Origin of the sequence: Pseudomonas jessenii (assembly GCF_002236115.1) — a bacterium.
GTDB lineage: Bacteria > Pseudomonadota > Gammaproteobacteria > Pseudomonadales > Pseudomonadaceae > Aquipseudomonas > Aquipseudomonas jessenii.
Genome location: NZ_NIWT01000005.1, coordinates 406,309 through 432,098 on the forward strand (window position 1 = coordinate 406,309; position 25,790 = coordinate 432,098).

The 25,790-nt window shown below is 60.1% G+C and carries 28 protein-coding genes and 1 pseudogene; 14 read left to right on the plus strand and 15 right to left on the minus strand.

Features of this window, described 5'->3' with window-relative positions; all coding sequences use genetic code 11:
- Positions 1-118: 118 nt before the first annotated feature.
- The 7 genes and pseudogenes from PSJE_RS18665 to PSJE_RS32230 form a co-directional block, all read right to left on the minus strand.
- The gene (locus PSJE_RS18665) at positions 119-670 is read right to left on the minus strand and encodes a disulfide bond formation protein B (RefSeq protein ID WP_057712793.1); all 552 of its coding nucleotides are present in this window, start codon (positions 668-670) and stop codon (positions 119-121) included.
- A gap of 263 nt (positions 671-933) precedes the next feature.
- Positions 934-2,172, minus strand: coding sequence for a heme biosynthesis protein HemY (locus PSJE_RS18670; RefSeq protein ID WP_090452105.1), 1,239 nt, complete (start codon positions 2,170-2,172; stop codon positions 934-936).
- The gene (locus tag PSJE_RS18675) at positions 2,169-3,332 is read right to left on the minus strand and encodes a uroporphyrinogen-III C-methyltransferase (protein ID WP_090452107.1); all 1,164 of its coding nucleotides are present in this window, start codon (positions 3,330-3,332) and stop codon (positions 2,169-2,171) included. The genes PSJE_RS18670 and PSJE_RS18675 overlap by 4 nt, the downstream gene beginning before the upstream one ends.
- 16 nt (positions 3,333-3,348) lie before the next feature.
- Positions 3,349-4,116 (minus strand): uroporphyrinogen-III synthase, encoded by a 768-nt coding sequence (locus tag PSJE_RS18680; RefSeq protein ID WP_057712790.1) that lies wholly within the window; start codon positions 4,114-4,116, stop codon positions 3,349-3,351.
- Complete coding sequence (hemC, locus tag PSJE_RS18685) at positions 4,113-5,054, minus strand: hydroxymethylbilane synthase (RefSeq protein ID WP_090452109.1); 942 nt, start codon at positions 5,052-5,054, stop codon at positions 4,113-4,115. Before hemC ends, PSJE_RS18680 begins: the two co-directional genes overlap by 4 nt.
- A 138-nt stretch (positions 5,055-5,192) precedes the next feature.
- The gene (locus tag PSJE_RS18690) at positions 5,193-5,939 is read right to left on the minus strand and encodes a LytR/AlgR family response regulator transcription factor (protein WP_057712788.1); all 747 of its coding nucleotides are present in this window, start codon (positions 5,937-5,939) and stop codon (positions 5,193-5,195) included.
- Positions 5,936-6,052: pseudogene (locus PSJE_RS32230) on the minus strand (sensor histidine kinase); the annotation flags it as partial. The pseudogene PSJE_RS32230 and the gene PSJE_RS18690, both read right to left, overlap by 4 nt.
- Positions 6,053-6,401: 349 nt before the next feature.
- Between PSJE_RS32230 and argH the strand changes: the two are divergent.
- A complete protein-coding gene (argH, locus tag PSJE_RS18695) occupies positions 6,402-7,796 on the plus strand; it encodes an argininosuccinate lyase (protein WP_008001478.1) in 1,395 nt (464 codons plus the stop codon).
- A 123-nt stretch (positions 7,797-7,919) separates the two neighbouring features.
- On the opposite strand, the gene PSJE_RS18700 is transcribed toward argH, so the two are convergent.
- Complete coding sequence (locus PSJE_RS18700; protein WP_057712787.1) at positions 7,920-8,579, minus strand: glutathione S-transferase family protein; 660 nt, start codon at positions 8,577-8,579, stop codon at positions 7,920-7,922.
- A gap of 124 nt (positions 8,580-8,703) precedes the next feature.
- Between PSJE_RS18700 and PSJE_RS18705 the strand changes: the two genes are divergently transcribed.
- The 3 genes from PSJE_RS18705 to PSJE_RS18715 all read left to right on the plus strand — a co-directional run bounded on the left by PSJE_RS18705 (position 8,704) and on the right by PSJE_RS18715 (position 12,482).
- Positions 8,704-8,988, plus strand: a complete 285-nt coding sequence (locus PSJE_RS18705) for a hypothetical protein (protein WP_057712786.1) — start codon at positions 8,704-8,706, stop codon at positions 8,986-8,988.
- A 209-nt stretch (positions 8,989-9,197) separates the two neighbouring features.
- Positions 9,198-9,443: a TIGR02647 family protein gene (locus PSJE_RS18710; RefSeq protein ID WP_090452110.1), complete on the plus strand. Its 246-nt coding sequence runs from the start codon at positions 9,198-9,200 to the stop codon at positions 9,441-9,443.
- A gap of 195 nt (positions 9,444-9,638) precedes the next feature.
- Positions 9,639-12,482, plus strand: coding sequence for a class I adenylate cyclase (locus PSJE_RS18715; RefSeq protein WP_090452111.1), 2,844 nt, complete (start codon positions 9,639-9,641; stop codon positions 12,480-12,482).
- 7 nt (positions 12,483-12,489) lie between these two features.
- On the opposite strand, the gene rnk is transcribed toward PSJE_RS18715, so the two are convergent.
- From rnk to cyaY, 3 genes are all read right to left on the minus strand, one after another.
- Positions 12,490-12,900 (minus strand): nucleoside diphosphate kinase regulator, encoded by a 411-nt coding sequence (rnk, locus tag PSJE_RS18720; protein WP_007992229.1) that lies wholly within the window; start codon positions 12,898-12,900, stop codon positions 12,490-12,492.
- Between the two features lie 267 nt (positions 12,901-13,167).
- Positions 13,168-13,386: a DUF1289 domain-containing protein gene (locus PSJE_RS18725; RefSeq protein WP_090457714.1), complete on the minus strand. Its 219-nt coding sequence runs from the start codon at positions 13,384-13,386 to the stop codon at positions 13,168-13,170.
- Positions 13,387-13,390: 4 nt separating this feature from the next.
- Complete coding sequence (gene cyaY / locus PSJE_RS18730; protein ID WP_090452113.1) at positions 13,391-13,723, minus strand: iron donor protein CyaY; 333 nt, start codon at positions 13,721-13,723, stop codon at positions 13,391-13,393.
- Positions 13,724-14,019: 296 nt separating this feature from the next.
- On the opposite strand from cyaY, the gene lptM reads away from it, so the two are divergent.
- From lptM to PSJE_RS18765, 6 genes are read left to right on the plus strand one after another with little or no spacing between them, the layout of a single operon-like run.
- Positions 14,020-14,196, plus strand: coding sequence for an LPS translocon maturation chaperone LptM (gene lptM / locus PSJE_RS18740; protein WP_007980804.1), 177 nt, complete (start codon positions 14,020-14,022; stop codon positions 14,194-14,196).
- Between the two features lie 12 nt (positions 14,197-14,208).
- The gene (gene lysA, locus PSJE_RS18745) at positions 14,209-15,456 is read left to right on the plus strand and encodes a diaminopimelate decarboxylase (protein WP_057712781.1); all 1,248 of its coding nucleotides are present in this window, start codon (positions 14,209-14,211) and stop codon (positions 15,454-15,456) included.
- A gap of 4 nt (positions 15,457-15,460) precedes the next feature.
- On the plus strand, positions 15,461-16,291 hold the full coding sequence (dapF, locus tag PSJE_RS18750) for a diaminopimelate epimerase (protein ID WP_057712780.1): 831 nt from the start codon (positions 15,461-15,463) through the stop codon (positions 16,289-16,291).
- Positions 16,292-16,304: 13 nt separating this feature from the next.
- Positions 16,305-17,030 (plus strand): DUF484 family protein, encoded by a 726-nt coding sequence (locus tag PSJE_RS18755; protein ID WP_015097340.1) that lies wholly within the window; start codon positions 16,305-16,307, stop codon positions 17,028-17,030.
- A gap of 2 nt (positions 17,031-17,032) precedes the next feature.
- A complete protein-coding gene (gene xerC / locus PSJE_RS18760) occupies positions 17,033-17,932 on the plus strand; it encodes a tyrosine recombinase XerC (protein WP_090452116.1) in 900 nt (299 codons plus the stop codon).
- On the plus strand, positions 17,929-18,636 hold the full coding sequence (locus PSJE_RS18765) for an HAD family hydrolase (RefSeq protein WP_090452118.1): 708 nt from the start codon (positions 17,929-17,931) through the stop codon (positions 18,634-18,636). The genes xerC and PSJE_RS18765 overlap by 4 nt, the downstream gene beginning before the upstream one ends.
- Before the next feature lie 186 nt (positions 18,637-18,822).
- Here PSJE_RS18765 and sutA read toward each other — a convergent pair whose 3' ends face one another.
- The 4 genes from sutA to glnK form a co-directional block, all read right to left on the minus strand.
- Positions 18,823-19,146 (minus strand): transcriptional regulator SutA, encoded by a 324-nt coding sequence (gene sutA / locus PSJE_RS18770; RefSeq protein ID WP_008050867.1) that lies wholly within the window; start codon positions 19,144-19,146, stop codon positions 18,823-18,825.
- Between the two features lie 101 nt (positions 19,147-19,247).
- The gene (locus tag PSJE_RS18775; protein ID WP_057712777.1) at positions 19,248-19,673 is read right to left on the minus strand and encodes a secondary thiamine-phosphate synthase enzyme YjbQ; all 426 of its coding nucleotides are present in this window, start codon (positions 19,671-19,673) and stop codon (positions 19,248-19,250) included.
- A gap of 213 nt (positions 19,674-19,886) precedes the next feature.
- Complete coding sequence (locus PSJE_RS18780; protein WP_057712776.1) at positions 19,887-21,224, minus strand: ammonium transporter; 1,338 nt, start codon at positions 21,222-21,224, stop codon at positions 19,887-19,889.
- A 35-nt stretch (positions 21,225-21,259) separates the two neighbouring features.
- Positions 21,260-21,598, minus strand: a complete 339-nt coding sequence (gene glnK / locus PSJE_RS18785; RefSeq protein ID WP_002555808.1) for a P-II family nitrogen regulator — start codon at positions 21,596-21,598, stop codon at positions 21,260-21,262.
- Positions 21,599-22,008: 410 nt separating this feature from the next.
- Here glnK and PSJE_RS18790 point away from each other — a divergent pair, with 410 nt between their 5' ends.
- The 4 genes from PSJE_RS18790 to PSJE_RS18805 all read left to right on the plus strand — a co-directional run bounded on the left by PSJE_RS18790 (position 22,009) and on the right by PSJE_RS18805 (position 25,789).
- Positions 22,009-22,269 (plus strand): accessory factor UbiK family protein, encoded by a 261-nt coding sequence (locus PSJE_RS18790; RefSeq protein WP_046038993.1) that lies wholly within the window; start codon positions 22,009-22,011, stop codon positions 22,267-22,269.
- Between the two features lie 461 nt (positions 22,270-22,730).
- Positions 22,731-23,171, plus strand: coding sequence for a hypothetical protein (locus tag PSJE_RS18795; protein WP_090452120.1), 441 nt, complete (start codon positions 22,731-22,733; stop codon positions 23,169-23,171).
- A gap of 102 nt (positions 23,172-23,273) precedes the next feature.
- Positions 23,274-24,074 carry a hypothetical protein gene (locus tag PSJE_RS18800; RefSeq protein WP_224795435.1) on the plus strand — a complete coding sequence of 267 codons (801 nt, stop codon included), beginning with the start codon at positions 23,274-23,276 and terminating at the stop codon, positions 24,072-24,074.
- 221 nt (positions 24,075-24,295) lie between these two features.
- Positions 24,296-25,789, plus strand: a complete 1,494-nt coding sequence (locus PSJE_RS18805) for a YifB family Mg chelatase-like AAA ATPase (RefSeq protein ID WP_057712774.1) — start codon at positions 24,296-24,298, stop codon at positions 25,787-25,789.
- Position 25,790: the final 1 nt, after the last annotated feature.

Consider the following 25,790-nt stretch of genomic DNA (forward strand, 5'->3'; position numbering starts at 1 on the left):
GGTGGGCGGTCAGGCAGAGCGTCATCGAGCAACATAATTCCAATGACACGTGCGGGCCAGATTATGCCCGCACGACACTGGCTTCAAGGTACGCAGGCGATAAAGTTCATACAAGTGTTTAATCACCCGCAAAGGCCCGGTGCGACGACTCGCCGCTGAGTGGTCGCTGATAGCCGGTCCAGACCAGTCGCAGCGACTGGTAAACGGCCAGAATCATCATCGCGACGAAGAGCAGCAGGCTCCACTCGGTGAGACTCAGATCGAACAGCGTCCAGGAAATTTCCACACAATCGGCAGCGCCCTTGAACATTTGCTGTACGACCGAAAGCCACGGAGAGTTGGCCAACAGGTCCGCCAGATGAGTCGAGCACGCCGCTACCTGTTCCGCAGGAAGGCTTTGCAGCAGGACCTGTCGCCATGCAGTGACAGTGCCGGCCAGGCTGCAACAAAGACTGAACAGCCAATAGAGAACGTTTCCGATGCGACCGGGGCCATGGACCGAAGCCATCAGGCAGACGCCGGTAAGGAGCGCCAGGCAAAACCGCTGCACAAGACACAAGCCACAAGGCCGCAGGCCGACTGCATATTCCAGGTAGTAGGAAACACCCATCGCCAGGGCACCCGCAATGAAAGCCATGAAAAACAAGGAGCGTGAGCAGGCCAAAGACATGGCTTTTCCGTAAAAGTAGTGACAGACCATTACGGTAGAGGAAAGCGCGACAGCCTTTCAAGGCAAGTGCCCACAGAGACTTCAGCGCAGGTGTAAGGAAATCCCGACGCAGGCGAGAGGATAAAATGTAGTCCTCTGTAGGACTTTGTCTGCGATGAAATTTCGCGACTGAATTTCAACTAATCATCGCACTGCGGCGAGGGTGATTGCTCCCTCGTCGCAGGTCATCGCTCAGGCGCCGGAGCCCGGTGCCTGCGAGTGGGTCAAGCGCCGACTGGCGTTGGCAGAGGGGCCGCGAGCAAGCGCTCATCCAACAACCCCAGGCCTTCCTGAAACAGCTGGTTGCTGCGCTCGGCATCGCCCATTTGCGCCAGCAAGCGTGCCAGTTCGGCACAGGCTTCCGGATTGCGCTGTACACGCAGGCTGCTTTCCAGATAGTCCCGGGCCTTGCCCCACAAACTGTTTTGCAGGCATAGACGACCCAGTGTCAGCAGCAGACCCGGATCGGCCGGATGGTCCTTGAGCCAGCCTTCGGCGGCCTGCAGCTGGCGGGCCGGATCATTGCCGCGAACCAGTCCGTAGAGTCGGGCCAGATGACTGTCGTAGCTGCGCTTGAGCGCGGTGCGCAGCACTTCTTCGGCCTCGACCTGAGCCCCCAGTTGCCGCAACTGCTCGGCATACGCCAGCACCAGTTGCGGCTCTTGACGCTGTGCCGAAGTCAGTTGCTGCCAGGCACGCTCCAGCGATTGCTTCCCCACTGTTCCGTCTTCTTCCCGTTGCGCCGCCAGGGACAGGTTCGCCCCCCAGGCCCGACGCTCCAGCTCGGCGAGCTCCGCCGCCGGCAGGATTTTGTCCTTGCGCAGCTCCGGCAGCAGGCGAATCACTGCCGACCAGTCACCACGCTGCTGAAGCAGGCGCTGCAACTGACGCAGGGTCTGTGCGTTATGAGGATGGCGTTCACGCATGGCTTGCAGGGTGGCCAGGGCGCCTGCGGTGTCACCGCGATCGGTCTGTAACTGAGCGTGGCTCAAGGCGATCGCCAACTCGGCCTGGGGCTGACGCTCGAGGGCGCGCTCCAGCAAGTTGTCGCTTTCTTCGTGATTGCCGAGTTCGTTCGCTGCACGGGCAGCGCCGAGGTAGTAAAGCAGCGGCTGACGCTCGGCTTCGGCAGCCCGATGCAAGTGACGCTGCGCGCTGGCCCAGCGACCCTCGGCCAGGTCCAGTTGACCGTGCTCGATCGCCACCTGCACTCGACGGCTGCGGTTACGCCGTGACCACGGATTGACTACGCCACTGGAAGCCATCACCAGTTCGACCAGCGACCTGATGCCCCAGATCACCAGCCAGAGCACAGCCACCAGCGCCAAAGTAGCCCACAGGCTCGACTCATAACGGAAGGTCTTGTAGGCAATCAGCACGTAGCCGGAATGCTCGGCAATCGCCAGCCCCAGCGCAGCGGCAGCGGCGATCACGAGGAACACGATCACATAGAGGCGTCTCATGGCGTGGCCTCCGGCGCGGCGTTCGCGGCAGGCCTGGCCAGTGGCTTGACCGAGTCCTCGGCGTTGACGTTGCGCCGTTCCAGATACCCCTGCACCGCGCTCAGGGTGCCGGTCATATCCGGCGTGACGACAGTGACAGGTTGCACGCTCAACTCGGCCACCTGTTCAAGCATGACTTTGCTTTGTGCGTTGTCCGGATTGAAGTTGCCGTTGAGGATGTCCCGCGCCTCGTCCAGCACTTGGGAGTAAACCGCTGGCTGGCCATTGAGTGCGGCCCACTGCGCCTGCTCCAGCGCCAGACTCAGGGCCAGGCGTACCTGGCTCAGACTCTGGCCTGCCAGCAATGGGCGAACGTTCTTGTCGGCATTGAAGTCGATGCGGATGTAGCGCGAAATCTGATCCCACCATTGCGCCCAGCGACTGGCACCGTCGCCATCGGCAGTCAGGCCCAGCAGCGAATCGCCACGGTCCTTGTACTCCGGTGCCAGCTCGGTGAGGCTGGCCACTTGATCGCGCAGCGCGCCCAGACGCAGAAACAGCCCGGTGCGATCCGGTTGTTCGGTGCTGCGCAAGGCGATCAGGGTCTTGGCCACCTGCTCGCGAGCGGCAAAGGAGCCCGGATCGTTTTGCTCACGCAGTATCTCGTCGGCACCCTGGACCAGTGCCTGGGCACTGCTGATGTCCTGCAAGGCGGACAGTCGCAGGCTGGCCAGACGCAGCAGGTGCTCGGCCTCGGCCAGACGCCAGTCTTTGCGGCTGGCACCGAGAACGGTTTCCAGCCGTTGGTTCAACCGCTGCTGATCACCTTGCAGCTGAATCACCAGACGACTGCGTGCTTCCAGTTCATCGGCTGGAGGCAATTGCGCCAAGCGTGCGCTCAGGCGCTCCTCATTGAGTTTGAGGTTTTGCGCCTGGTCATTCAGCGCCTGCACCTGGCTCAGTTGCTGCTGATTATTGGCCTGCAGGTGACGCACCTGCCAGACACCCCAACCGCCTACCGCTACACCGGCCGCGCCCAACAGCAGCGCGATGATTGCCAGACCATTGCCTCGACGCTGCTCGGCAGCAGGTGGCGGCGGCGGCATTTCATCAACAGGTGCATCAACAGGTGCATCAAGCACCGGTCGCGAGTCATCTTTAGGCAAGGCTGTTTCGCTCACGTATCCATCCTTTGCATTAGAAAACGGGTACGGGATGCTCCCGTAACGCCGTCAGCAAGGCCGCGGCACTGGCGCCACGACAATCCACAACTGTTTTGGCCCCGGCGGCACGCGCCAGCTCGGCAACCCTGGGGCTCGGTACAAACAACGGCAACCGCGCCAACTGCGGCCAGGCATCGCCGGCCAGTTGATGCAGGTGCTCAAAACCTTGTCCACTGCTGACCACCAGCCCGTTCAGGCGCTCCGCCTGGATCCGTTGCGGCAGTAGCGTCGGCGGGTAAATCGGCAATCCCCGGCGGTACAGCTCCAGATACTCGACACTAGCACCAAGCTCACGCAAACGCTCAGCCAGCAACTCGCGCCCGCCCTCCCCGCGCAGGATCAGCACTCGTGCATCGGGTTGTGCGATAGCCTCGCGCAGTCGGGAAAGTTCGAGCAAGGCTTCACTGTCATCGCCTTCTGCCGGGAAGCTCACGTCCAGCCCGTGATCCCCGAGGATCTGCGCGGTCGCCGCGCCGACGCTGAACCACTTCACACCGGGCGGTGTTGGCCAATACCGCTCGAGCAGTTCGACGCCGATCCGGGCGGCCGGCTTGCTGACCACGATGACGGCGCAGAACTGATCCAGCGCCAGAATCACCTGGCGCATTGTGTCAGTGGCCTCAATGGGCATGATGTCCAAAAGCGGCAGACTGTTACTGAATATCCCCTGCTCGGCCAAAAAACCGCTCAGCGCCGCCGCTTCTTCGGCGGGACGCGTCAGCAGCAGGCGCCAGCCGATCACTCGTGACCAGCCTCGCCATAGACCGCTTTGAGGATGGCGTCGGCACCCTGGCTGAGCAGGTCTTCAGCGACTCGTACACCCAATGCCTCGGCATCGCCGCGAGGGGCGCGGGCTTGTGCGCTGAGCAGCAGGCCACCGCCTGGATCGCCCACCAGCCCGCGCAACCAGACCTGCTCACCCTCCAGCACGGCGTAGCAGGCAATCGGCACCTGGCAGCCGCCATTGAGGTGCTTGTTGAGGGCTCGTTCGGCGGTCACGCGGGTGGCGGTGTCCTGGTGATGCAGGGGTGTCAGCAACGCATGGATTTCACTGTCGGCGCTGCGGCATTCGATACCCACCGCGCCCTGGCCACCGGCCGGAAGGCTGTCGTCGACACTGATGGCCGAGGTGATGCGGTCTTCGAATCCCAGACGGATCAGGCCGGCAGCGGCGAGGATGATGGCGTCGTATTCGCCGGCATCGAGCTTGGCCAGGCGGGTGTTGACGTTGCCGCGCAGGAAGCGGATTTCCAGATCCGGGCGACGGGTCAGCAATTGAGCCTGGCGGCGCAGGCTGGAGGTACCGACGATGCTGCCCTGGGGCAACTCATCCAGGTTGGTGTAAGTGTTGGAAACGAAGGCATCGCGCGGGTCTTCCCGCTCGCAGATACAGAACAGACCGAGGCCTTCGGGGAAGTCCATCGGCACGTCCTTCATGGAGTGCACGGCGATGTCGGCTTCATTTTCCAGCAGCGCGGTTTCGAGTTCCTTGACGAACAAGCCCTTGCCGCCGATTTTCGACAACGGAGAGTCAAGCAGCTTGTCACCACGGCTGACCATGGGGACGAGGGTCACCAGCAGGCCCGGATGGGCTGCTTCAAGACGGGCCTTGACGTATTCGGCCTGCCACAGGGCGAGAGCGCTTTTGCGGGTGGCGATGCGGATCTGGCGAGAGGACATGGATCAATCCGTACTGAATAGATATGACGGATAATAACAGCTCAGCCAAATCCACTTTGACTTGTATCAGATACTACTCGGCCTCCCTGGCCCCGGATGTCCGGCAATCGGGTGTGAAATTGGCCTGCGAACAGCTTTTTAAAGCTGTTGCATCATTTTGCGCACCCCAGCCACATGACGACGGCTGACGATCAGCGCATCACCGTTGAGGCCTTTGAGGAACAGCTGAAAATGCCCCAGGGGTGTGCGTTGCAATCGCTCGATACGCTCGCGGGCGACAAGTGCATTGCGATGGATACGCACGAATCGGTCACCGAATTCATCTTCGAGGGCCTTGAGCGGCTCATCGAGCAGCACTTCGCCGCTTTCGTGGCGCAAGGTCACGTATTTGTGGTCGGCAATGAAATACACCACCTGATCCAGCGGAATCAGCTCGATCCCTTTACGGGTTCGGGCGCTGATATGGCTGCGCGGGCCGTTGCCGCTTTCGGCAGCAGGGCGGGTCAGGGCGGAGAGCTGGGCACGATTGGGGCGCTCGGCTCTCTTTAATGCGTCATGTAATTGTTCAGTTCTCACAGGTTTCACCAGATAGCCTACGGCGCTGGCCTGTAAGGCTTCCACGGCAAATTCATCGGGCCCGGCGCAGAACACCACGGCGGGGGGAGTTTCGCGTTCACACAACCGAGCAGCCACTTGCAGGCCATCCAGGCCGGGCATGCGGATATCGAGCAGCACGATATCCGGCTTGTGGCTGTCGATCAGTGCCAACGCCTCTTCGCCATTCGTGGCACTAGGCTCCAGGACACTGTACCCCTCGAGTTCGCCAACCATTCGGCTCAGGCGCTCGCGGGCCAAGGGTTCGTCATCAACGATCAGGACATTCATATTGCGCTGGATTCCTGCGTGAGTCTCGCACAAGGATAGCGTAGACAGGTGAAGTGACGTCCGTCACCGCGATCCACGCTAAGACTAGCGCGAGCGTCAAAAAGTGCCGCTGGTCCGACGGCTAAATTTTCATCTACCGGGCGATTGGCGGCCCAGGCCCGCGTTGGCGATGCATCGCCACAGGGTTTGCTGATACGCAATATGAACACCCCACTCTTCTTATAGTCAGCGGCTGCACCGAGAAATGCGCTGATCCTACTGTCCAACTGTAGACGGTTGCCGGGACGATATTGCTCAATTGGAAAATATCGTTCGGCAAAAATGCGCGGCTCTTGCCCCGGCCCGGACTTTCCCTCCCCCAAAAAAACGTATCGACCAGTGTCAGCGACAGGATTGGCAACCCTGTTATTATCCGCGCCAGCGTTCCACGCCTTCTTACTTCAAGCCGATACGAGCGAATTCATGAGCACTGACAAGACCAATCAGTCCTGGGGCGGCCGCTTCAGTGAACCCGTCGACGCCTTCGTCGCCCGCTTCACCGCCTCCGTCACCTTCGACCAGCGCCTGTATCGCCACGACATCATGGGCTCGATCGCCCACGCCACCATGCTGGCCAAGGTCGGCGTGCTGACCGATGCCGAGCGCGACAGCATCATCGATGGCCTGAACACCATCCAGGGTGAAATCGAGGCCGGTCAGTTCGACTGGCGCATCGACCTCGAAGATGTCCACATGAACATCGAGGCGCGCCTGACCGACCGCATCGGCGTGACCGGTAAAAAACTGCACACCGGCCGCAGCCGTAACGATCAGGTCGCCACCGACATCCGTCTGTGGCTGCGTGACGAGATCGACCTGATCCTGGCTGAAATCACCCGCCTGCAAAAAGGCCTGCTGGAGCAGGCCGAGCGCGAAGCCGCCAGCATCATGCCGGGGTTCACCCACCTGCAGACCGCACAACCGGTGACGTTCGGGCACCACATGCTGGCCTGGTTCGAAATGCTCAGCCGCGACTACGAACGCCTGGTCGACTGCCGCAAGCGCACCAACCGCATGCCACTGGGCAGCGCGGCACTGGCCGGCACCACCTACCCGATCGATCGCGAATACACCGCCCAACTCCTGGGTTTCGACGCGGTTGGCGGCAATTCGCTGGACAACGTCTCCGATCGTGATTTCGCCATCGAATTCTGCTCGGCGGCCAGTATCGCGATGATGCACCTGTCGCGTTTCTCCGAAGAGCTGGTGCTGTGGACCAGCGCGCAGTTCCAGTTCATCGATCTGCCCGACCGTTTCTGCACCGGCAGTTCGATCATGCCGCAAAAGAAAAACCCGGACGTGCCAGAGCTCGTGCGTGGCAAGACCGGTCGCGTGTTCGGCGCGCTGATGGGCCTGCTGACCCTGATGAAAGGCCAGCCCCTGGCCTACAACAAGGACAACCAGGAAGACAAGGAACCGCTGTTCGACGCCGCCGACACCCTGCGCGACTCGCTGCGGGCCTTTGCCGACATGGTCCCGGCGATCAAGCCCAAGCACGCGATGATGCGCGAAGCGGCCCTGCGCGGCTTCTCCACCGCCACCGACCTGGCCGACTACCTGGTGCGTCGCGGTCTGCCATTCCGTGACTGCCACGAAATCGTCGGCCATGCCGTGAAGTACGGCGTGGACAGCGGCAAGGATCTGGCAGAAATGAGCCTGGAAGAACTGCGCAAGTTCAGCGACCAGATCGACCAGGACGTGTTCGCCGTGCTGACCCTGGAAGGCTCGGTCAATGCCCGTAACCACATCGGCGGCACCGCGCCGGCGCAGGTGAAGGCTGCAGTGGCTCGCGGTCAGGCGTTGCTCGCCAGCCGCTAAATCGCCAAAAGCTTCGCGAGCAAGCCCGCTCCCACATTGATCGTCACACACAAAATCCGTGTCTGACGCATACCTCGTGGGAGCGAGCCTGCTCGCGAATGCGATCTTCAGAGCGCAACAGAACTACTTTTTGGCAGCAATCATCGCCATGAACGCCGGCATCGCGGCCTCCCGGTCCGCCGCCACACGCTGCACATTCGGGTTCCCCCCCAAAAACTCCAGCAGCGCCTTGGCCTTCGGCATCTCGGCCAACAGATCGATGCCAAACAACTTCTTGGCGACCCCACACGCCAGCGGCACGCTGAACAGGAAATACAGATCCGCCACGCTCAAGCTGTCGCCAGCCACGTAAGGACTGAATTTGGCATGCCGGCCCAGCGCAGCCATCCCCAGCAACAATTCGGCTTTGGTTTTTTCCTTGATCGCATCCGGCAGGGTCATGCCGAAAAAGGCTTCGGGATAGCAGGCCCGGCCTGGCAATTCGATGTACAGCTCGATTTCCTTGGCCAGTGCCAGCACCTGCGCACGCTCGAACGGATCGCTCGGCAGCAGCGGCGTGCCTTTCTGGCTTTGCTCGATGTATTCGAGGATCACGCTGGTTTCATTGATGAAGCCCTGCTCTACCTGCAGCACCGGGACCTTTCCGCGAGGGCTGATGGCCAGTGCCTCGGGGCTGGTGCCAGCGTAAAACGGTACTTCTTCGAAGGGCAGGCCTTTTTCCAGCAGCGCCAGTTTGACCATGTTGTAGTAGTTACTGACGGAGAATCCATAAAGCTTGATCATCACAAAGCCTCCAGGCCATGCGGGGTGGGCAGTGCCTGTTTATAGAACGCTGCCGGGATTCTTGCCAGCAGCATCACGCCGCTGAATGCGGGTAAACTGGCCGCCTTTCCCTGAGGAGCCTGCCATGAGCGAGCCAACCGATATCGACAACGACGAAGAAGAGTTCGCCGAAACCACCCTGATCCAGGCCATCGAAAACCAGATCGAAAGCGACAACCCGCCGGCTGCCAAGGCGACGTTCAACAAGCTGACGCTGGTGGGTTACGAGCGGGAAGAAATCCTCAACTTGATGGCCCACGTTTTGGCGGTAGAAATCGACGCGATCCTCGAAGAAGACCGCGCGTTCAATACCGAATGGTACGAAGCTGCCCTGCGCGCCTTGCCCGAGTTGCCGCCGGAAAAGCAGTAAGCCCACACATCCCTGTAGGAGCGAGCTTGCTCGCGAAAAACCCGAGAGCGCCACGGGGCATCTGGTTTTACGCGTCATAGTTGACGACCTTCGCGAGCAAGCTCGCTCCTACAGAGGAAAAAAACCCTGTCGCGAGCACTGGACATGCCGGACAAGCGGGTTCACCTTAGGGGCGCTGTCGTCCAATTCCTAGAAAGTCTGGAGTCCTTATGTCGCTTACCCCTGAGTTGGTTGCCGAACTGGAAGTCCTCGCACTCTTCAACCTGGACAGTTCCCAGGAAGGTCTGAAAATTCATCAGACCGCTGCCCCGAAACACGTTGCCGCCGCCAAACGCCTCTTTGAAAAAGAACTGACCGACCAGCCTGATGGCGGTTACCTGACCAGCCTGGGTCGTGACGCCGCGCAAAATGTGCAAACCGTGCTGACCATTCTTAACGCCGAAGTAACAGCCTGAATTCTGCCGCATCGCCCACGGAGACCCCGATCCAGGGATTTCCGCGGGCACATCCCCCCTGATTCCTGTCTGCAGCCGATAGAAATCTGACGCCAGAAAAACAAAATCAGCTTAAAAGTCCTCGCCTCAAGGCGCTAAACTGCCCCTCATCCAAAGAGCCCCACGTCCGAGCCCTGCGAGCCGGTTTGAGCTGACATGACGCGCACCCACGAAATCCGCCCCGATCTGGACGAGGGAATCGACCGCAAGGTTCTCAGCCAGCTGCGCGCACGTTTTCTGAAACTCAACGAAGGACGCATGGCTCGCGCCATGGAAGGGTTGTCGACCCGCCAGCAAGGGGTCCTGACCTTGCTGCCGCTGTTTTTCCACGTTAACCATCCGCTGTTGCCCGGTTACGTTTCCGGCAGTACGCCGGCCGGGCTGTCGAATTTCGAGCCGGATGCCAATGTCCTCGCTGAAGCCCAGCGCCTGACCCGCTCGTTTTCCTACAAGCCGCGCCACGGCAGCAACCCGCCGAGGCCGATTCACGGACTGTTCCTGATGGGCAGCCTCGGCACCCTGGCCCAGGCCGACCAGAGCGACATGGATGTGTGGGTCTGCCATGGGCCGGACCTTACCGAGAACGAACTCGCCGAACTGCGCAAGAAATGCCAGTTGCTGGAAGCCTGGGCCGCCAGCCAGGGCGCCGAAGCGCACTTTTTCCTGATCGACCCGACCCGTTTCGTCCGTGGCGAGCGCGATACCCAACTGAGTTCGGAGGATTGCGGCACCACCCAGCACTACCTGTTGCTGGACGAGTTCTACCGCACCGCGATCTGGCTGGCCGGGCGTACGCCGATCTGGTGGCTGGTGCCGGTCTATGAAGAGTCGAGCTACGACCGCTACACCCATACCCTGATCTCCAAACGCTTTATCCGCGGCGATGAAACCCTCGACCTTGGCAACCTGGCCTTCATCCCGCCCGGCGAATTCATCGGTGCCGGGCTCTGGCAGTTGTTCAAGGGCATCGAGTCGCCCTACAAGTCGGTGCTCAAGCTGTTGCTGACCGAGGTTTACGCCAGCGAACACCCCAGGGTCCATTGCCTGAGCCTGCGCTTCAAGCAAGCGGTGTTCGCCAACCGCCTCGACCTCGACGAACTGGATCCGTATGTCGTGGTGTATCGGCGCATCGAGGAATACCTGATCGCCCGCAACGAACCGGAACGTCTGGAACTGGTGCGGCGCGCGCTGTACCTGAAGGTCAATCGAAAACTCACCGGCAACAGCCGCACCCAGAGCTGGCAGCGCTCCTTGCTCGAACGCCTGGCCCATGAATGGCATTGGGACCAGCGTCAACTGACCCTGCTCGACAGCCGCAGCCAGTGGAAAGTCCGCCAGGTCAGCTCCGAGCGGCGGGCACTGGTCAACGAGCTGAACTACAGCTACCGCTTCCTCACGCAGTTTGCCCGTCACGAACAAACGGTCAGCCGCATCAACAAGCGCGACCTGAGTGTCCTCGGCCGCCGCCTGTACGCCGCTTTCGAGCGCAAGGCCGGTAAAGTCGAATTCATCAATCCCGGCATCGCCCCGGACCTGGCTGAAGACACCCTGACGCTTGTGCACGCACCGAACAGGAAAGAGCCGGGGCAAAGCCAGTGGGGCTTGTACAACGGCAGCCTGACGGCACTGGAGTGGGAGCATTTCGCGCCGATCAAACGCAGCCGTCACTTGCTCGAACTGCTGACCTGGTGCCACCGCAATGGCGTGATCGACAGCAGTACCCGCCTGGCCTTGCACCCCGGCACCAGCGACTTGAGCGAATTCGAACTGTTCAACCTGCTCGGCAGCCTGCAACAGACCATCGCCCTGCCCTTGCCCACCGTCGCCGAGGAACCTCTGTTGCGCGCCAGCGTGCCGAGTGAAGTGCTGATCCTGGTGAATGTCGGCATCGATCCGCTCAAGCACCATCGCGACCTGAACATCCTCATGACCACCGAACGCACCGACTCACTGAGCTACGCGGGTGTCCGGGAAAATCTGGTGCTGACTCTGGACCAGGTCACGCTCAATAGCTGGAACGAAGTGCTGGTTGGCCGTTACGACGGCCCCCACGCCCTGCTCGACTGCATCCGCGACTACCTCAACAACCTGCCGGCCGGGCCGCAACAGCCGAAGCTGCGAGTGCGTTGCTTCTGCCATAACCGCGCGCAGTTCATTGCCCAACGGGTCGAGGAAATCCTCGATACCGCACAGAACCTGCTGCTGAGCCGGCTCAATCATCGTTACCTGATCCAGGTCCAGCAGCACTACCACGTGCTGGAGTTGGTGCCGGGCCAGGTCCAGCACATCGCGCTGGCCACTCTGCCGGCACTGATCGATTACCTGGGCGAAGAAATGGCGAGCTACAGCCCGTTGCACCTCGATCCGAAGGCACTGGAAGACCACGACCTCGCGCTGTTCCTGCCAACGGGCCAACCGGACTGCATTCAAGTGTTCTATAGGGTCAACGAAGATCAGGCTGATCTGTACGTGCTCGATGAGTTCAACGCCCTGTGGCAGCAACGCCTGCCCTGGCACGATGAGCAAAGCCTGCTGGTGCCGCTGCAGCGTTTCCTGCAATCGATCCAGTACCGTCGCGATGCCTTGTTGCCGATGGACGCAGCCCACCCGCTGAACCTCGACACCCTGTACTGCCAGTTGCTGCCGTCAGGCCCTGGCCGCGCACGCCGCATCGAAGCCCGGCCGGTGCCGCAGACGCCAGTGAACAAGCCGTTCTACGACGTGCAGGCGATCGTCGGCAAAGCCGCACCGGGTCAGGTGCAGGTGACGCTGTATTGCAATCAACGGGAATTTTCCGAGCTGGAACATGGCGACCAGCTGTTCCGCGTGGTCGCCCGGGAAATCGTCGGGCAGCGCCGGGAAACCGAACGCTACCGCTGCTACATCACCGACCTCGACCTGTCAGGCCTGCTCGGCGAAGGTCAGAGTTCCACCCATTTGTACCTGCGCTACAAAGCCGACCTGGAGCACGCATTGAACGAGGCGCTCGATCAGGTCTGAGGGGGAGTCACTCCGGGAACGCGCCGCCATTGGCCGGCTGCGATTCGACTTCCAGCAGTGTCAGCTTCAGGGTCTTGCCGCCCGGAGCCGGCCAATCGATGTGCTGGCCAACCTTCAGGCCGAGCAGCGCGCTGCCCACCGGCGCCAGGATCGAGACCTTGCCTTCGTCGGCGTTCGCATCCTTGGGGTACACCAGGGTCAGGTGGTAGTCCTTGCCACTGCCTTCTTCGCGGCAATGCACACGGGAATTCATGGTCACGACATCCGCCGGCACTTCATCGTGACCGACCACGGTATCGGCGCGGTCCAGTTCTGTTTGCAGCGCGATAACGCCCGGCAGCGTCTCGTCCAGGCTGTCGATCAGGCGCTCCAGACGCTGGACGTCCAGACGGGTAAGGGTGATGGAAGGTGCGGTCATGATCTGGGCAGACTCCTTTCTTCTGCACGAAAAAAGCAAAACCCCGCCAGAAAAAGGCGGGGTTTTCACAAGCCTCGATGGGTTGAGGCGTTTCTGGACACTATCACAGCTCAAAAAATATACAAGTCATGGCCAAACCGACGCTATGGACTTGTAGAGAACTCCTGTGGCGAGGGGGCTTGCCCCCGTTCGGCTGCGCAGTAGCCGTAAAAACCTGGGGCCGCTACGCGACCCAACGGGGGCAAGCCCCCTCGCCACAATGACTCACTAGGCTGAAGCTTTGCGGTGGGCAGCCTGCTCGCAAATGACGCGCCGACGCTGATCATCGGCCGAACGCCACTCACGAATATCTTCGACATGACGGAAGCAGCCCAGACACACTTTTTGCTCGTCCAGCCGGCACACACCGCTGCAGGGCGACGGTACCGCCGGGCTGACGTTGCTGTAGAGCGGTTTGGGCGCACGGACAGGCGCAGGCTGGGTCACGATCTCACAGGCCTTCGAAATCGAGTTCGACACCGGCCTGCTGCTGGACGATACGCTCAAGCATTTCACCCAACTGCTCTTCGCTCTTGTCGCACATCCAGCGCTCGCTTTCTTCGTCGTAGTCGAAGTGGAAACCACCGGACACCGCCGCCAGCCACAGCTGGCGCAGCGGCTCCTGGCGACTGAAGATCAACTGGCTGGCGTTCTCGAACTTGACCGTCAGCACGCCGGCCGAGCTTTCGAGGTCGATATCCAGGTCGCTTTCGTCAAAGATGTCCTCCAGGGTTTGCTGGGTGGCATCGACCAGGTCATGGAAACGCGCTTCGGACAAACTCATTACGGCAACCTCAAAAAGTGTCTGATCAGGCTCAAGCGCCGCAAGATACGACCGAGCTCCGTCGATTGCAAAGGATAACGACCTGTGGGAGCGGGCTTGCTCGCGAATACGGACTGACATTCAACATTGATGTCGACTGACACGACGCCTTCGCGAGCAAGCCCGCTCCCACAAGGATTGCATGATACCGACCGGCATCGGGCCGAGCCCCGCCGGACGGGCGGTCCGTTGCATAGGCAAGCTGCCGGGTGGCCGGTATACTCCGGCGCAATTAATGCATTTTCAAGGATTTCGCCATGAAGCGCCTGATCTCTTCCCTTGCTGCGCTCCTCGCGGTTGCCTGCCTTGTGTCGGCCTGCGGTCAAAAAGGCCCGCTGTACCTGCCCGATGAAGACCAGGACCCTGTGGAGCAAGCCAAGTCGTCGCAGCAGCAGCCTGCCTCCAAAGCACACAAGCACGACGTCTACCAATAATAAGGGAACCTCATGGACGCTTTTAACTACCGTGACGGTGAACTGTTCGCGGAAGGTGTTGCCCTGTCTGCCATCGCCGAGCGCTTTGGTACACCCACCTACGTTTACTCGCGCGCGCACATCGAAGCCCAATACCTGGCTTACGCCGATGCGCTGGTCGGCACACCGCACCTGGTGTGCTACGCGGTCAAGGCCAACTCCAACCTGGGCGTCCTGAATGTCCTGGCGCGTCTTGGCGCCGGTTTCGACATCGTCTCCCGTGGCGAGCTGGAACGCGTACTGGCCGCTGGCGGCAGCGCCGACAAGATTGTGTTCTCCGGCGTCGGCAAGACCCGTGACGACATGCGTCGCGCCCTGGAAGTCGGCGTGCACTGCTTCAACGTCGAATCCACCGACGAGCTGGAACGCCTGCAAGTGGTCGCCGCCGAACTGGGCGTTCGCGCGCCGATTTCGCTGCGCGTGAACCCGGACGTCGATGCCGGCACCCACCCGTACATTTCCACCGGTCTCAAAGAGAACAAGTTCGGCATCGCCATCGCCGACGCCGAAGACGTGTACGTGCGTGCCGCGCAGCTGCCGAACCTGGAAGTGGTCGGCGTCGATTGCCACATCGGCTCGCAACTGACCACCCTGCCGCCTTTCATCGATGCTCTCGACCGCCTGCTGGGCCTGGTCGATCGCCTTGGCGATTGCGGCATCTACCTGCGCCACATCGATCTCGGTGGTGGCCTGGGCGTGCGATACAAGGACGAGGAGCCACCACTGGCTGCCGACTACATCAAGGCCGTGCGCGAGCGTCTCGACGGCCGTGACCTGGCGCTGGTGTTCGAGCCGGGCCGCTTCATCGTCGCCAACGCCGGCGTGCTGCTGACTCAGGTCGAGTACCTCAAGCACACCGAACACAAAGACTTCGCCATCGTCGACGCCGCCATGAACGACCTGATCCGCCCGGCGCTGTATCAGGCCTGGATGGACGTCACTGCCGTGAGCCCGCGCACCTCCGCTGCCCGCGCCTACGACATCGTCGGCCCGATCTGCGAGACCGGCGACTTCCTGGCCAAGGATCGTCAGCTGGCGCTGGAGGAAGGCGACCTGCTGGCCGTGCATTCGGCCGGTGCCTACGGGTTTGTCATGAGTTCCAACTACAACACCCGCGGCCGTGCCGCAGAAGTGTTGGTGGACGGTGATCAGGCATTTGAAGTGCGTCGCCGTGAAACGGTAGCCGAGTTGTATGCTGGCGAAAGCCTGCTGCCGGAGTAAAACCATGCTGCTGCGTTTTACCAAGATGCACGGCCTGGGCAATGATTTCATGGTCCTCGACCTGGTCAGCCAGCACGCGCACATTCTGCCCAAGCATGCCAAGCAATGGGGTGACCGGCACACCGGCATCGGTTTCGACCAGTTGCTGATCGTTGAAGCGCCGAGCAACCCGGACGTGGATTTCCGCTATCGGATCTTCAACTCCGACGGTTCCGAAGTGGAACAGTGCGGCAACGGTGCGCGCTGCTTCGCCCGTTTCGTGCTCGACAAGCGCCTGACTGCAAAACGTGTGATTCGCGTCGAGACCAAAAGCGGCGTCATCGAGCTCGACGTGCGTAACGACGGCCAGATCAGCGTCAACATGGGCGCCCCGCGCCTGGTACCGGCGGATATTCCGTTCCAGGCACCGGAGCAGGCCAAGAGTTATCAGGTCGACGTCGACGGCACCCCGGTCGATCTGGCCGCCGTGTCCATGGGCAACCCCCATGCCGTGCTGCGGGTCAGCGATATCAACAACGCGCCGGTGCATGAGCTGGGCCCGAAAATCGAACATCACCCGCGCTTCCCGGCACGGGTCAATGTCGGTTTTCTCCAGGTCATCGACCGGAGCCGCGCGCAATTGCGCGTCTGGGAACGTGGAGCCGGGGAAACCCAGGCTTGCGGAACCGGCGCCTGTGCCGCCGCAGTGGCCGCGATCAGCCAGGGGTGGATGGATTCGCCGCTATTGATCGACCTGCCTGGCGGGCGCTTGTCCATCGAATGGGCAGGCCCTGGCCAACCGGTGATGATGACCGGCCCGGCAGTGCGCGTATATGAAGGACAAGTGCGTCTTTGAGTGAGCGAAATCCATGACCGACAAGCCTCAGGTACCCGCACGACAAGCTGACGAATCACCGTCCGAAAGCCTCGAGGCGGCGGCTGTAGCCGCGTACCTGGAGGCTCATCCGGACTTCTTCGTCGAGCACGAAGAACTGCTCCCGTCCCTGCGTATCCCCCATCGGCGCGGCGATACCGTGTCGCTGGTCGAGCGTCAGATGACCATCCTGCGCGACCGCAACATTGAACTGCGTCATCGCCTGTCGCATTTGATGGACGTGGCCCGGGACAACGACCGCCTGTTCGAAAAGACCCGTCGCCTGATCCTGGCATTGATGGATGCTGCCAGCCTGGAAGACGTGGTGATGTGCGTCGAAGACAGCCTGCGCCAGGAATTCCAGGTGCCCTTCGTCAGCCTCATCCTGCTCGGCGACAACGCCATGCCGGTGGGCCGCTGGGTCACCCACGCCGAAGCTCAAGTGGCCATCGGCGGTTTGCTCTCGGAAGACAAAAGCGTCAGCGGCAGCCTGCGCGAGCATGAACTGGACTTCCTGTTCGGCGAAGAACAGCGCAAGCAGATCGGCTCCACCGCGGTTGTCGCCATCAGCCACCAGGGCATCCACGGCATCCTGGCCATCGCCAGCCGTGATCCGCAGCACTACAAAAGCTCGGTGGGCACCTTGTTCCTGAGCTACATCGCTGAAGTCATGGGTCGCGTGCTGCCACGGGTCAACAATTCCCTGCGCTCGGTACGCTGAACATGGAACGACAACTGGACGCTTACTGCGAACACCTGCGCAGTGAGCGGCAGGTGTCGCCGCACACACTGTCGGCCTACCGCCGCGACCTCGATAAAGTGCTGGGCTGGTGCGTCAAACAGAATATCGGCAGCTGGACGGCGCTGGACATCCAGCGCCTGCGTAGCCTGGTTGCCCGTCTGCACGCCCAAGGCCAATCGTCCCGCAGCCTGGCGCGATTACTGTCAGCCGTTCGCGGGCTCTATCACTACCTGAACCGCGAAGGCCTGTGCGACCACGATCCGGCCAATGGCCTCGCACCGCCCAAAGGCGAACGCCGCCTGCCGAAAACCCTCGACACCGACCGCGCCCTGCAACTGCTGGAAGGCGGGGTCGAGGATGACTTTCTGGCACGTCGGGACCAAGCGATTCTCGAGCTGTTCTATTCCTCCGGCTTGCGGCTTTCGGAGCTGACGGGGCTCAATCTCGATCAGCTCGATCTGGCTGACGGCATGGTCCAGGTGCTCGGCAAAGGCAGCAAGACCCGCCTGCTGCCTGTAGGAAAAAAGGCCCGCGAAGCGCTGGAGCAGTGGCTGCCATTGCGAGCCATGGCCAACCCGACGGACGATGCGGTGTTCGTCAGCCAGCAAGGCCGCCGCCTCGGCCCCCGGGCGATCCAGGTGCGGGTCAAGGCTGCCGGCGAGCGCGAACTGGGGCAGAACCTGCATCCGCACATGTTGCGACACTCCTTCGCCAGCCATTTGCTGGAATCGTCCCAGGACCTGCGCGCGGTGCAGGAACTGCTCGGACACTCGGACATCAAGACCACACAGATCTACACCCACCTGGACTTCCAGCATCTGGCAGCCGTCTACGACAGCGCCCACCCACGGGCCAAACGCATGAAAGGCGACGATTCATGAGTATTCAGTTGATCACCTTCGACCTCGACGACACCCTGTGGGACACCGCCCCGGTGATCGTCAGCGCCGAAGCCGTTTTGCGTGAATGGCTGACCGAGCACGCGCCCAACCTGGGGGCAGTGCCGGTGGAACATTTGTGGGCCATTCGTGAGCGCGTATTGAGCAACGAGCCCAGCCTCAAGCACCGCATCAGCGCCCTGCGTCGGCGAGTGCTGTTCCACGCACTGGAAGAGTCCGGTTATGGGCATGACGAAGCCTCGGACCTGGCGGACAAGAGTTTTGAAGTATTCCTGCATGCCCGGCATCAGATCGAAGTGTTTCCGGAGGTCGAACCGACCCTGGAAATCCTCGCCAATCATTACGCCCTCGGCGTGGTCACCAATGGCAACGCCGATGTGCGTCGGCTGGGCCTGGCGGATTACTTCAAGTTTGCGCTTTGCGCCGAAGACATCGGCATTGCCAAACCCGATGCGCGATTGTTCCAAGAGGCCTTGCAACGCGGTGGCGTGACCGCTGAATCGGCGGTGCACATTGGCGATCATCCAGGTGATGACATTGCCGGTGCGCAGCAGGCGGGAATGCGGGCAATCTGGTTCAACCCGGCGGGCAAGGTCTGGGAAGCCGAACGGTTGCCGGATGCGGAGATTCGCAGCCTGAGCGATTTGCCGGCATTGCTGGCGCGGTGGAATTCGGTATCGAACTGACAAAAAACCCGTGGGAGCGAGCTTGCTCGCGATGAGGGCTTAACATTCAAAGTAAATGTTGCCTGACACTCCGCCATCGCGAGCAAGCTCGCTCCCACAGGGATCACCACAGGTTTCATGTTTTTTGTTTCAGGCATGAAAAAGCCCGCAGCGACGGCGGGCTTTTTCAGTAAGCGGGTAGCAGGCTCAAATAGGCCGGCTGCCGTACTTGTTGTCCGGCTTCTTGGGCGGATCGGCGACCACATTGGCCTCCACTTCCTGCACCTTGCCACCCTTGGCCAAAAACTCCTCCATGGCCCGCGCGAGAGCATCGCGTTCCTTGTTCTTGGCTTCGACACTCGGCAGCTCATCGACCGATACCGCTGCCTTGGCCTTGCCTTTGGCGGTCGGAACCGGCGCATCACCACCGTCGTCTTCAGCGACGTCTTCCGCCGCTGCTTCCAGACCTTCTTCGGTTTCGTCGTCGTCGCCTACTTCGAGGTCGTCGTTTTCCAGATCATCGTCGCTCATGTTCTACCTCATGACTTGCGAAAAGCAGATTAGTTATAGCCCAGCTTTGCCCTCTGTCGAAGGCTGCCGGAAAAAAATCAACAGCCGCTGCTGACCAGCGGTTATGCCCCTTCACCGTGCACGGTGGCGAGGACTTTACGGGCACCGCCATGATCACGGTGCTCGCCCAGATAAACGCCTTGCCAGGTCCCCAACGCCAACCGGCCTGCCGCAATCGGCAAACTGAGCTGACAGCCAAGCACGCTGGCCTTGAAGTGCGCCGGGAGGTCGTCCAGGCCTTCGTCGTTATGCTCATAGCCGTCTGTTCCTTGTGGGATCAGACGATTGAAAAATCGTTCGAAGTCGCGACGTACCGCCGGATCGGCGTTCTCGTTGATGGTCAACGACGCCGAGGTATGCTGCAGCCACAAGTGCAACAGACCGACCCGACACGCCTTGAGTTCAGGCAGGCCGGCGAGTAACTCGTCCGTTACCAGATGAAAGCCCCGGGGCCTCGCCCGCAAGGTAATCAGAGTCTGTTGCCACATACAGTTCTCCGCACGTTCGGGGCGCATTCTAGCGCGCTCTGTGAAAAAACAAAGGCCCTAATATTCCTTCAATCCTGTAAGCCTTTGGCTGCACAAAAACACCCGACGTAAACATCATAAAACCTGTAGGAAAAAACCTTTCAGCTCGGCCTTCAACGACAAATTCCAGACAAAAAAATGCCCGGCAAGCCGGGCAGTTTTTTACGCGCTTGCTTACAAGTTGTAGCCGCGTTCGTTGTGAAGCGCCAGATCGATGCCGACCGCTTCTTCTTCTTCGTTGATACGCAGGCCCATGACCGCATCCAGCACCTTGAGGATGATGTATGTAGCGATCGCGGTGTAGATCACCGTGAAGCCCACGCCTTTGCACTGAATCCACACTTGTGCGGCGATGTCGGTCACGGTGCCGAAGCCACCCAGGGACGGAGCAGCGAACACACCGGTCAGGATTGCGCCGAGGATACCGCCGATACCGTGCACGCCGAAGGCGTCCAGGGAATCGTCATAGCCGAGCTTGCGCTTGAGGGTGGTAGCGCAGAAGAAGCACACCACGCCAGCCGCCAGACCGATTACCAACGCGCCCATCGGGCCAACGGTGCCGGCAGCCGGGGTGATTGCCACCAGACCGGCAACCACGCCCGAAGCGATGCCCAGTGCGCTAGGCTTGCCGTGGGTGAGCCACTCGGCAAACATCCAGCCCAGTGCAGCAGCAGCGGTAGCGATTTGCGTCACCAGCATCGCCATGCCGGCGGTGCCGTTGGCCGCAGCGGCGGAACCGGCGTTGAAACCGAACCAGCCAACCCACAGCATGGCCGCGCCCATCAGGGTGTAACCGAGGTTGTGCGGCGCCATCGGCGTGGTCGGGAAACCCTTGCGCTTGCCCAGCACCAGGCAAGCAACCAGGCCTGCTACACCGGCGTTGATGTGCACCACGGTGCCGCCGGCGAAGTCCAGAACGCCCCAGTCCCACATCAGGCCACCGTTGCCGGACCAGACCATGTGCGCAATCGGCGCATACACCAGGGTGAACCAGATGCCCATGAAAATCAGCATCGCGGAGAACTTCATCCGCTCGGCGAACGCACCGACGATCAGCGCCGGGGTGATGATCGCGAAGGTCATCTGGAAGGTGATGAACACCGCCTCGGGGAACAGCGCTGCCGGGCCGGTCAGACTCGCTGGCGTGACACCCGCAAGGAACGCCTTGCCCATGCCGCCGAAGAACGAGTTGAAGTTGACGACGCCCTGCTCCATGCCCGTGGTGTCGAACGCGATGCTGTAGCCATAAATGACCCACAGGACGCTGATCAGACCGGTAATGGCGAAGCACTGCATCATCACGGAAAGAATGTTTTTCGACCGAACCATGCCGCCGTAGAACAGCGCGAGGCCGGGAATGGTCATGAACAGCACGAGAGCTGTCGAGGTCAACATCCAGGCGGTGTCGCCGGAGTTGAGGACTGGGGCCGCCACTTCGTCTGCCGCCAGAGCAAGGCTGGGCATTACGATGGACAACAGGGCTCCTAGCCCTGCGAATTTACGCAGAGTCATATTGTTTTCTCCTGGGGCGTTGGGTTTGTGGCGGCTTAGATCGCGTCGGTATCGGTTTCGCCGGTACGGATGCGAATCGCCTGTTCCAGATTGACCACGAAGATCTTGCCGTCACCGATCTTGCCGGTGTTGGCAGCCTTGGTGATGGCCTCGATTACCCGGTCCAGATCCTTGTCGTCGATGGCGACGTCGATCTTCACCTTGGGCAGGAAATCGACCACGTATTCCGCGCCGCGATACAGCTCGGTGTGACCCTTCTGCCGACCAAAGCCTTTGACTTCAGTGACGGTAATGCCCTGCACGCCGATCTCGGACAGCGACTCGCGTACGTCGTCCAGCTTGAACGGCTTGATGATGGCAGTGACTAGCTTCATGAAAACTCTCTCCCGAATTTGGTGGACTTGCCCCAGGAAAACAAACCCGTCTCAAGTCTAAGCGCAGTGCCTGGCTTTGTAACGCATCGTCGGCCCTGACCTGCCCGTCCGACGCCCCTCACGAAACACTCCCCCCGCTTCGCTTGGCGCACTGCGTTCGTCACAGTGACTGCATCAGTGCATGGGTCATCAGGGTCTAAGCAGAAAGCTTGCCATCTCCATAAAAACTACTGTTTTCAAGCCTTTACCCGCAGATGACTGCTACTTCGCAACAATACCCGACGCGATACGCACTACAACGGTGCGACAGCGTCCGTCCCCATGCGCGAAAATCGTGCATCCCTTGCCCGCGCAAATGACTATAGACACTGCGTGATACACTGCCCGTCATTGTTTCCAGGACATTGCCCATGCTCGCGCCAAAAGACTTCCTCGACGCCCTCACCGGCACCGCCTCCCGCCTTTTCAGCGGCGACACGCCTCTGCCGAAAGCCGAAATCGAAAGCCAGTTCAAAATGTTGCTGCAGAGCGGCTTCAGTAAACTGGATCTGGTGAGTCGGGAAGAGTTCGATAGCCAGATGGTCGTACTGGCACGCACCCGCGCCCGCCTCGAAAGCCTCGAAGCGAAAGTGGCCGAGCTGGAAGCGAAACTGAACCCACCAACCGAATAACACCGCAAATGCTCACTGTGAAACCCAATCCACTGTGGGAGCGAGCCTGCTCGCGAAAAGGTCGAAACGACCTTCAGATTGACCTGTAGGAATTGCCGCAGGCTGCGGTATTCAAGCCCGCAAGAATCCCGGCAACTTCCTACGAAGATCTCATTCCCCGTCCGATTGCGCCGCAAAGCTCCGGTTCCTAAGCTCACTCCCAGCTGATTAGTCAGCAATGGGTTTGACGACTCGAACAGCACCCGACGCACCGTGACGACGTTCGAACCAGAGATTTATTCCTTTCTCGAATTATGGCCGTGCATGGGAGACCTTCGGGCCTGCCGGTATTTCCGCAGGCTCCGGTTCGCAAATCCGCTCGAAAAAGTTTAAGCCCATGTTACATGGCTTAGATAATAGTTCGTGATGAGCACAACTTTTTAAATGGAATACTGTTACCAACACCACAAGGAGCAACACCCATGAAAATATCCAAGTCTTTAATTGCCGTTTTCGCATTGACTGCATTTCACATAAGTTCAGCGGTCGCTGGGCCGTCCGTTACAGTCACATCCAAGAACCTTGGAACACAGACTGCTACGTATACCCCCATAACAAACAACGAAGCTATAACGAAAGCAAACGCATCACCTACTCCACAAGCGTCCGTGATTGCAAATGACTCAGATACGTACGTCATACAAAGCCAGATATCACCTGATTACAATCATGCTAATTTGCGATATCAAATTGGTAACAAGAAATGTATTTATTTAGCTACATTTGTGACTACTCCTGGCTTTGGCGCGAGTAAAATTCCAAAGTGGAATAATACGGCCACGCCTAGTGGTGGGGCCACCTGCACCATCAAAGTAACTAAAGCAAATCCGTCCACCTATGCCTGGTCAGTAGCCATGAAATAAAGCATGTAGCGATATTTAATGGGCTTGTAAGATCTTGATAAAGCATCAACATTTATTAGGCGATGCATCATATTTTAGTCATCGAACAGGGAGCAGAAAAGAATGGTTAATTCACTAAACAATTTTGCAGCTAACAGCGGCCAAGCGCTCGCTGGAACAAAAAAATTGACAGCGACTCCCGGCAAAAACCCAGGCGTCAACCAAAGCACACCCCAAGGCCCACTTGGCAACGCACGAGATAGCAGTACCGTTTCCACGCTAGCGAGCCAATTGAGCGAAGCCTCAGTACGCGCACAGGCCCGGGATGCACGCCTAACTAGAACGGAACTGAGTTCGATGGCTAATAACACATTCAACGAATTGGAGGGCACTAATTATACTGCCAACAAATCAAAATACGACTCTGAAGTTCCCGACACAGATAGTGCCACATTACTAGCGCGCGCCAAAAGTGCGACACAGTATACAAACGGACTCGGCAAAAATCCGTTTTCGGGGATGCCCATGGATCAGCTTGCCTTAATTACTTACGATGACAGCGGCACCTTTACCATCAATGAAAGACGGGCAGCACTGGAAGAGTCAGCCAAACAGGAATTTGCATGGCGACAGAAAGTGGTGGCCGAAGCAGAGTTTGAATACAACAACACTGGAAAACTCACAAACTTCTCCAAAAGTGTCCTTGACCATTACAAGGGCTTGCCCCCAGTTCAGCAAGCACAGTATCCAAACAACTACGAAGCCAAACTTAAGCACTGGATAGATTTAGACTTCAACTATTTTACGAATGTCGCAGAAGGTAAAAAGAAGATGGATGCCGAGAGCTTCGCCGGCAAAATCCTGGATGGCGATAATAGTTTGTTTGACGACACAACTTCTTCAAAACAAGCCACCTCAACATAAGTTGCTTGATTTATACGCGAAATAAATGCGCAGGGGTGTGTCAGGCTGGCTTTGTCAGTAGGTTTTACGACAGCTGCGCAGTCGAACCCAGCGTTTGGCTGCTGTTACATAGCGTGGCTTTCAGCAACATTCTGCGAAAGTTTCCCTCCTCTCCGACCGGACTCCACGACTACCCTTCAAAAACCCGCAGGAAGCGGCTCCCGTCATCTCAAGGAACGACCATGTCCCTCTCCATCGTCCACAGCCGCGCCCAGATTGGCGTGGATGCGCCCGCTGTCACCGTTGAAGTCCACCTGGCCAATGGTTTGCCATCGCTGACCATGGTCGGCCTGCCCGAGGCGGCGGTGAAGGAAAGCAAGGACCGGGTGCGTAGCGCGATCATCAATTCGGGGCTGCAGTTTCCGGCGCGGCGTATCACGTTGAATCTGGCGCCGGCGGATTTACCCAAGGATGGCGGGCGGTTCGATCTGGCGATTGCCTTGGGAATTCTCTCGGCCAGTGTGCAGGTGCCTACGTTGACGCTCGATGATGCGGAATGCCTTGGGGAGTTGGCGTTATCAGGTGCCGTGCGGGCGGTTCGTGGGGTCTTGCCAGCGGCGCTGGCGGCGCGCAAGGCCGGGCGCTGGTTGATGGTGCCGCGAGCTAACGCTGAAGAGGCGTGCCTGGCCTCGGGACTGAAAGTAATTGCGGTGGATCATCTGCTTGAGGCCGTTGCGCATTTCAATGGGCATACACCGATTGAGCCTTATGTCTCCAATGGCCTGCTCTACGCCAGCAAACCCTACCCCGACTTGAATGAAGTGCAGGGGCAACTCGCGGCCAAGCGTGCGCTGCTGATCGCTGCCGCTGGTGCTCACAACCTGTTGTTCAGCGGGCCGCCGGGAACGGGGAAAACCCTGTTGGCGAGCCGCTTGCCGGGATTGCTGCCGCCGCTGGCCGAAAATGAAGCGCTGGAAGTGGCGGCGATTCAGTCGGTCGTCAGTTGTTCGCCGTTGAGCCATTGGCCGCAGCGGCCGTTTCGCCAACCGCATCACTCGGCGTCCGGCCCCGCGCTGGTGGGGGGCGGCTCGAAACCGCAGCCCGGCGAAATCACCCTCGCCCATCACGGCGTCCTGTTTCTGGACGAACTACCGGAGTTTGATCGCAAGGTTTTGGAGGTGCTCCGGGAGCCACTGGAATCCGGCCACATCGTGATCTCCCGTGCCAAGGACCGCGTACGCTTCCCGGCGCGCTTTCAACTGGTCGCAGCGATGAATCCCTGCCCCTGTGGATATCTTGGCGAGCCGAGCGGCCGTTGCTCCTGTACGCCGGACATGGTTCAGCGCTATCGCAACAAATTGTCGGGGCCGCTGCTGGATCGTATCGATCTGCACCTTACGGTTGCTCGCGAAGCCACGGCGCTGAATCCTGCGTTGAAACCCGGCGACGATACTGCCACCGCCGCCGAGTTGGTTGCCGATGCACGAGAACGGCAACAAAAGCGCCAAGGCTGTGCCAATGCATTCCTCGATTTGCCGGGCCTGCGCAGACACTGCAAGTTATCCACAGTTGACGAAACCTGGCTGGAAACGGCGTGTGAACGGCTGACCTTGTCGCTGCGAGCGGCCCATCGACTGCTCAAGGTTGCTCGCACCTTGGCGGACCTTGAGCAAGTCGATGGCATCACCCGTGAACACTTGGCCGAGGCGCTGCAATATCGGCCGACAACACTCTAGT

Bases quoted from the DNA above. Each gene is read 5' to 3' on its own strand.
- PSJE_RS18665 (WP_057712793.1), bottom strand. From the start codon at position 670: ATGTCTTTGGCCTGCTCACGCTCCTTGTTTTTCATGGCTTTCATTGCG.
- PSJE_RS18670 (WP_090452105.1), bottom strand. From the start codon at position 2,172: ATGAGACGCCTCTATGTGATCGTGTTCCTCGTGATCGCCGCTGCCGCT.
- hemC (WP_090452109.1), bottom strand. From the start codon at position 5,054: ATGTCCTCTCGCCAGATCCGCATCGCCACCCGCAAAAGCGCTCTCGCC.
- PSJE_RS18690 (WP_057712788.1), bottom strand. From the start codon at position 5,939: ATGAATGTCCTGATCGTTGATGACGAACCCTTGGCCCGCGAGCGCCTG.
- argH (WP_008001478.1), top strand. From the start codon at position 6,402: ATGAGCACTGACAAGACCAATCAGTCCTGGGGCGGCCGCTTCAGTGAA.
- PSJE_RS18700 (WP_057712787.1), bottom strand. From the start codon at position 8,579: ATGATCAAGCTTTATGGATTCTCCGTCAGTAACTACTACAACATGGTC.
- PSJE_RS18705 (WP_057712786.1), top strand. From the start codon at position 8,704: ATGAGCGAGCCAACCGATATCGACAACGACGAAGAAGAGTTCGCCGAA.
- PSJE_RS18710 (WP_090452110.1), top strand. From the start codon at position 9,198: ATGTCGCTTACCCCTGAGTTGGTTGCCGAACTGGAAGTCCTCGCACTC.
- PSJE_RS18715 (WP_090452111.1), top strand. From the start codon at position 9,639: ATGACGCGCACCCACGAAATCCGCCCCGATCTGGACGAGGGAATCGAC.
- rnk (WP_007992229.1), bottom strand. From the start codon at position 12,900: ATGACCGCACCTTCCATCACCCTTACCCGTCTGGACGTCCAGCGTCTG.
- cyaY (WP_090452113.1), bottom strand. From the start codon at position 13,723: ATGAGTTTGTCCGAAGCGCGTTTCCATGACCTGGTCGATGCCACCCAG.
- lptM (WP_007980804.1), top strand. From the start codon at position 14,020: ATGAAGCGCCTGATCTCTTCCCTTGCTGCGCTCCTCGCGGTTGCCTGC.
- lysA (WP_057712781.1), top strand. From the start codon at position 14,209: ATGGACGCTTTTAACTACCGTGACGGTGAACTGTTCGCGGAAGGTGTT.
- dapF (WP_057712780.1), top strand. From the start codon at position 15,461: ATGCTGCTGCGTTTTACCAAGATGCACGGCCTGGGCAATGATTTCATG.
- PSJE_RS18755 (WP_015097340.1), top strand. From the start codon at position 16,305: ATGACCGACAAGCCTCAGGTACCCGCACGACAAGCTGACGAATCACCG.
- xerC (WP_090452116.1), top strand. From the start codon at position 17,033: ATGGAACGACAACTGGACGCTTACTGCGAACACCTGCGCAGTGAGCGG.
- PSJE_RS18765 (WP_090452118.1), top strand. From the start codon at position 17,929: ATGAGTATTCAGTTGATCACCTTCGACCTCGACGACACCCTGTGGGAC.
- sutA (WP_008050867.1), bottom strand. From the start codon at position 19,146: ATGAGCGACGATGATCTGGAAAACGACGACCTCGAAGTAGGCGACGAC.
- PSJE_RS18775 (WP_057712777.1), bottom strand. From the start codon at position 19,673: ATGTGGCAACAGACTCTGATTACCTTGCGGGCGAGGCCCCGGGGCTTT.
- PSJE_RS18780 (WP_057712776.1), bottom strand. From the start codon at position 21,224: ATGACTCTGCGTAAATTCGCAGGGCTAGGAGCCCTGTTGTCCATCGTA.
- glnK (WP_002555808.1), bottom strand. From the start codon at position 21,598: ATGAAGCTAGTCACTGCCATCATCAAGCCGTTCAAGCTGGACGACGTA.
- PSJE_RS18790 (WP_046038993.1), top strand. From the start codon at position 22,009: ATGCTCGCGCCAAAAGACTTCCTCGACGCCCTCACCGGCACCGCCTCC.
- PSJE_RS18795 (WP_090452120.1), top strand. From the start codon at position 22,731: ATGAAAATATCCAAGTCTTTAATTGCCGTTTTCGCATTGACTGCATTT.
- PSJE_RS18800 (WP_224795435.1), top strand. From the start codon at position 23,274: ATGGTTAATTCACTAAACAATTTTGCAGCTAACAGCGGCCAAGCGCTC.
- PSJE_RS18805 (WP_057712774.1), top strand. From the start codon at position 24,296: ATGTCCCTCTCCATCGTCCACAGCCGCGCCCAGATTGGCGTGGATGCG.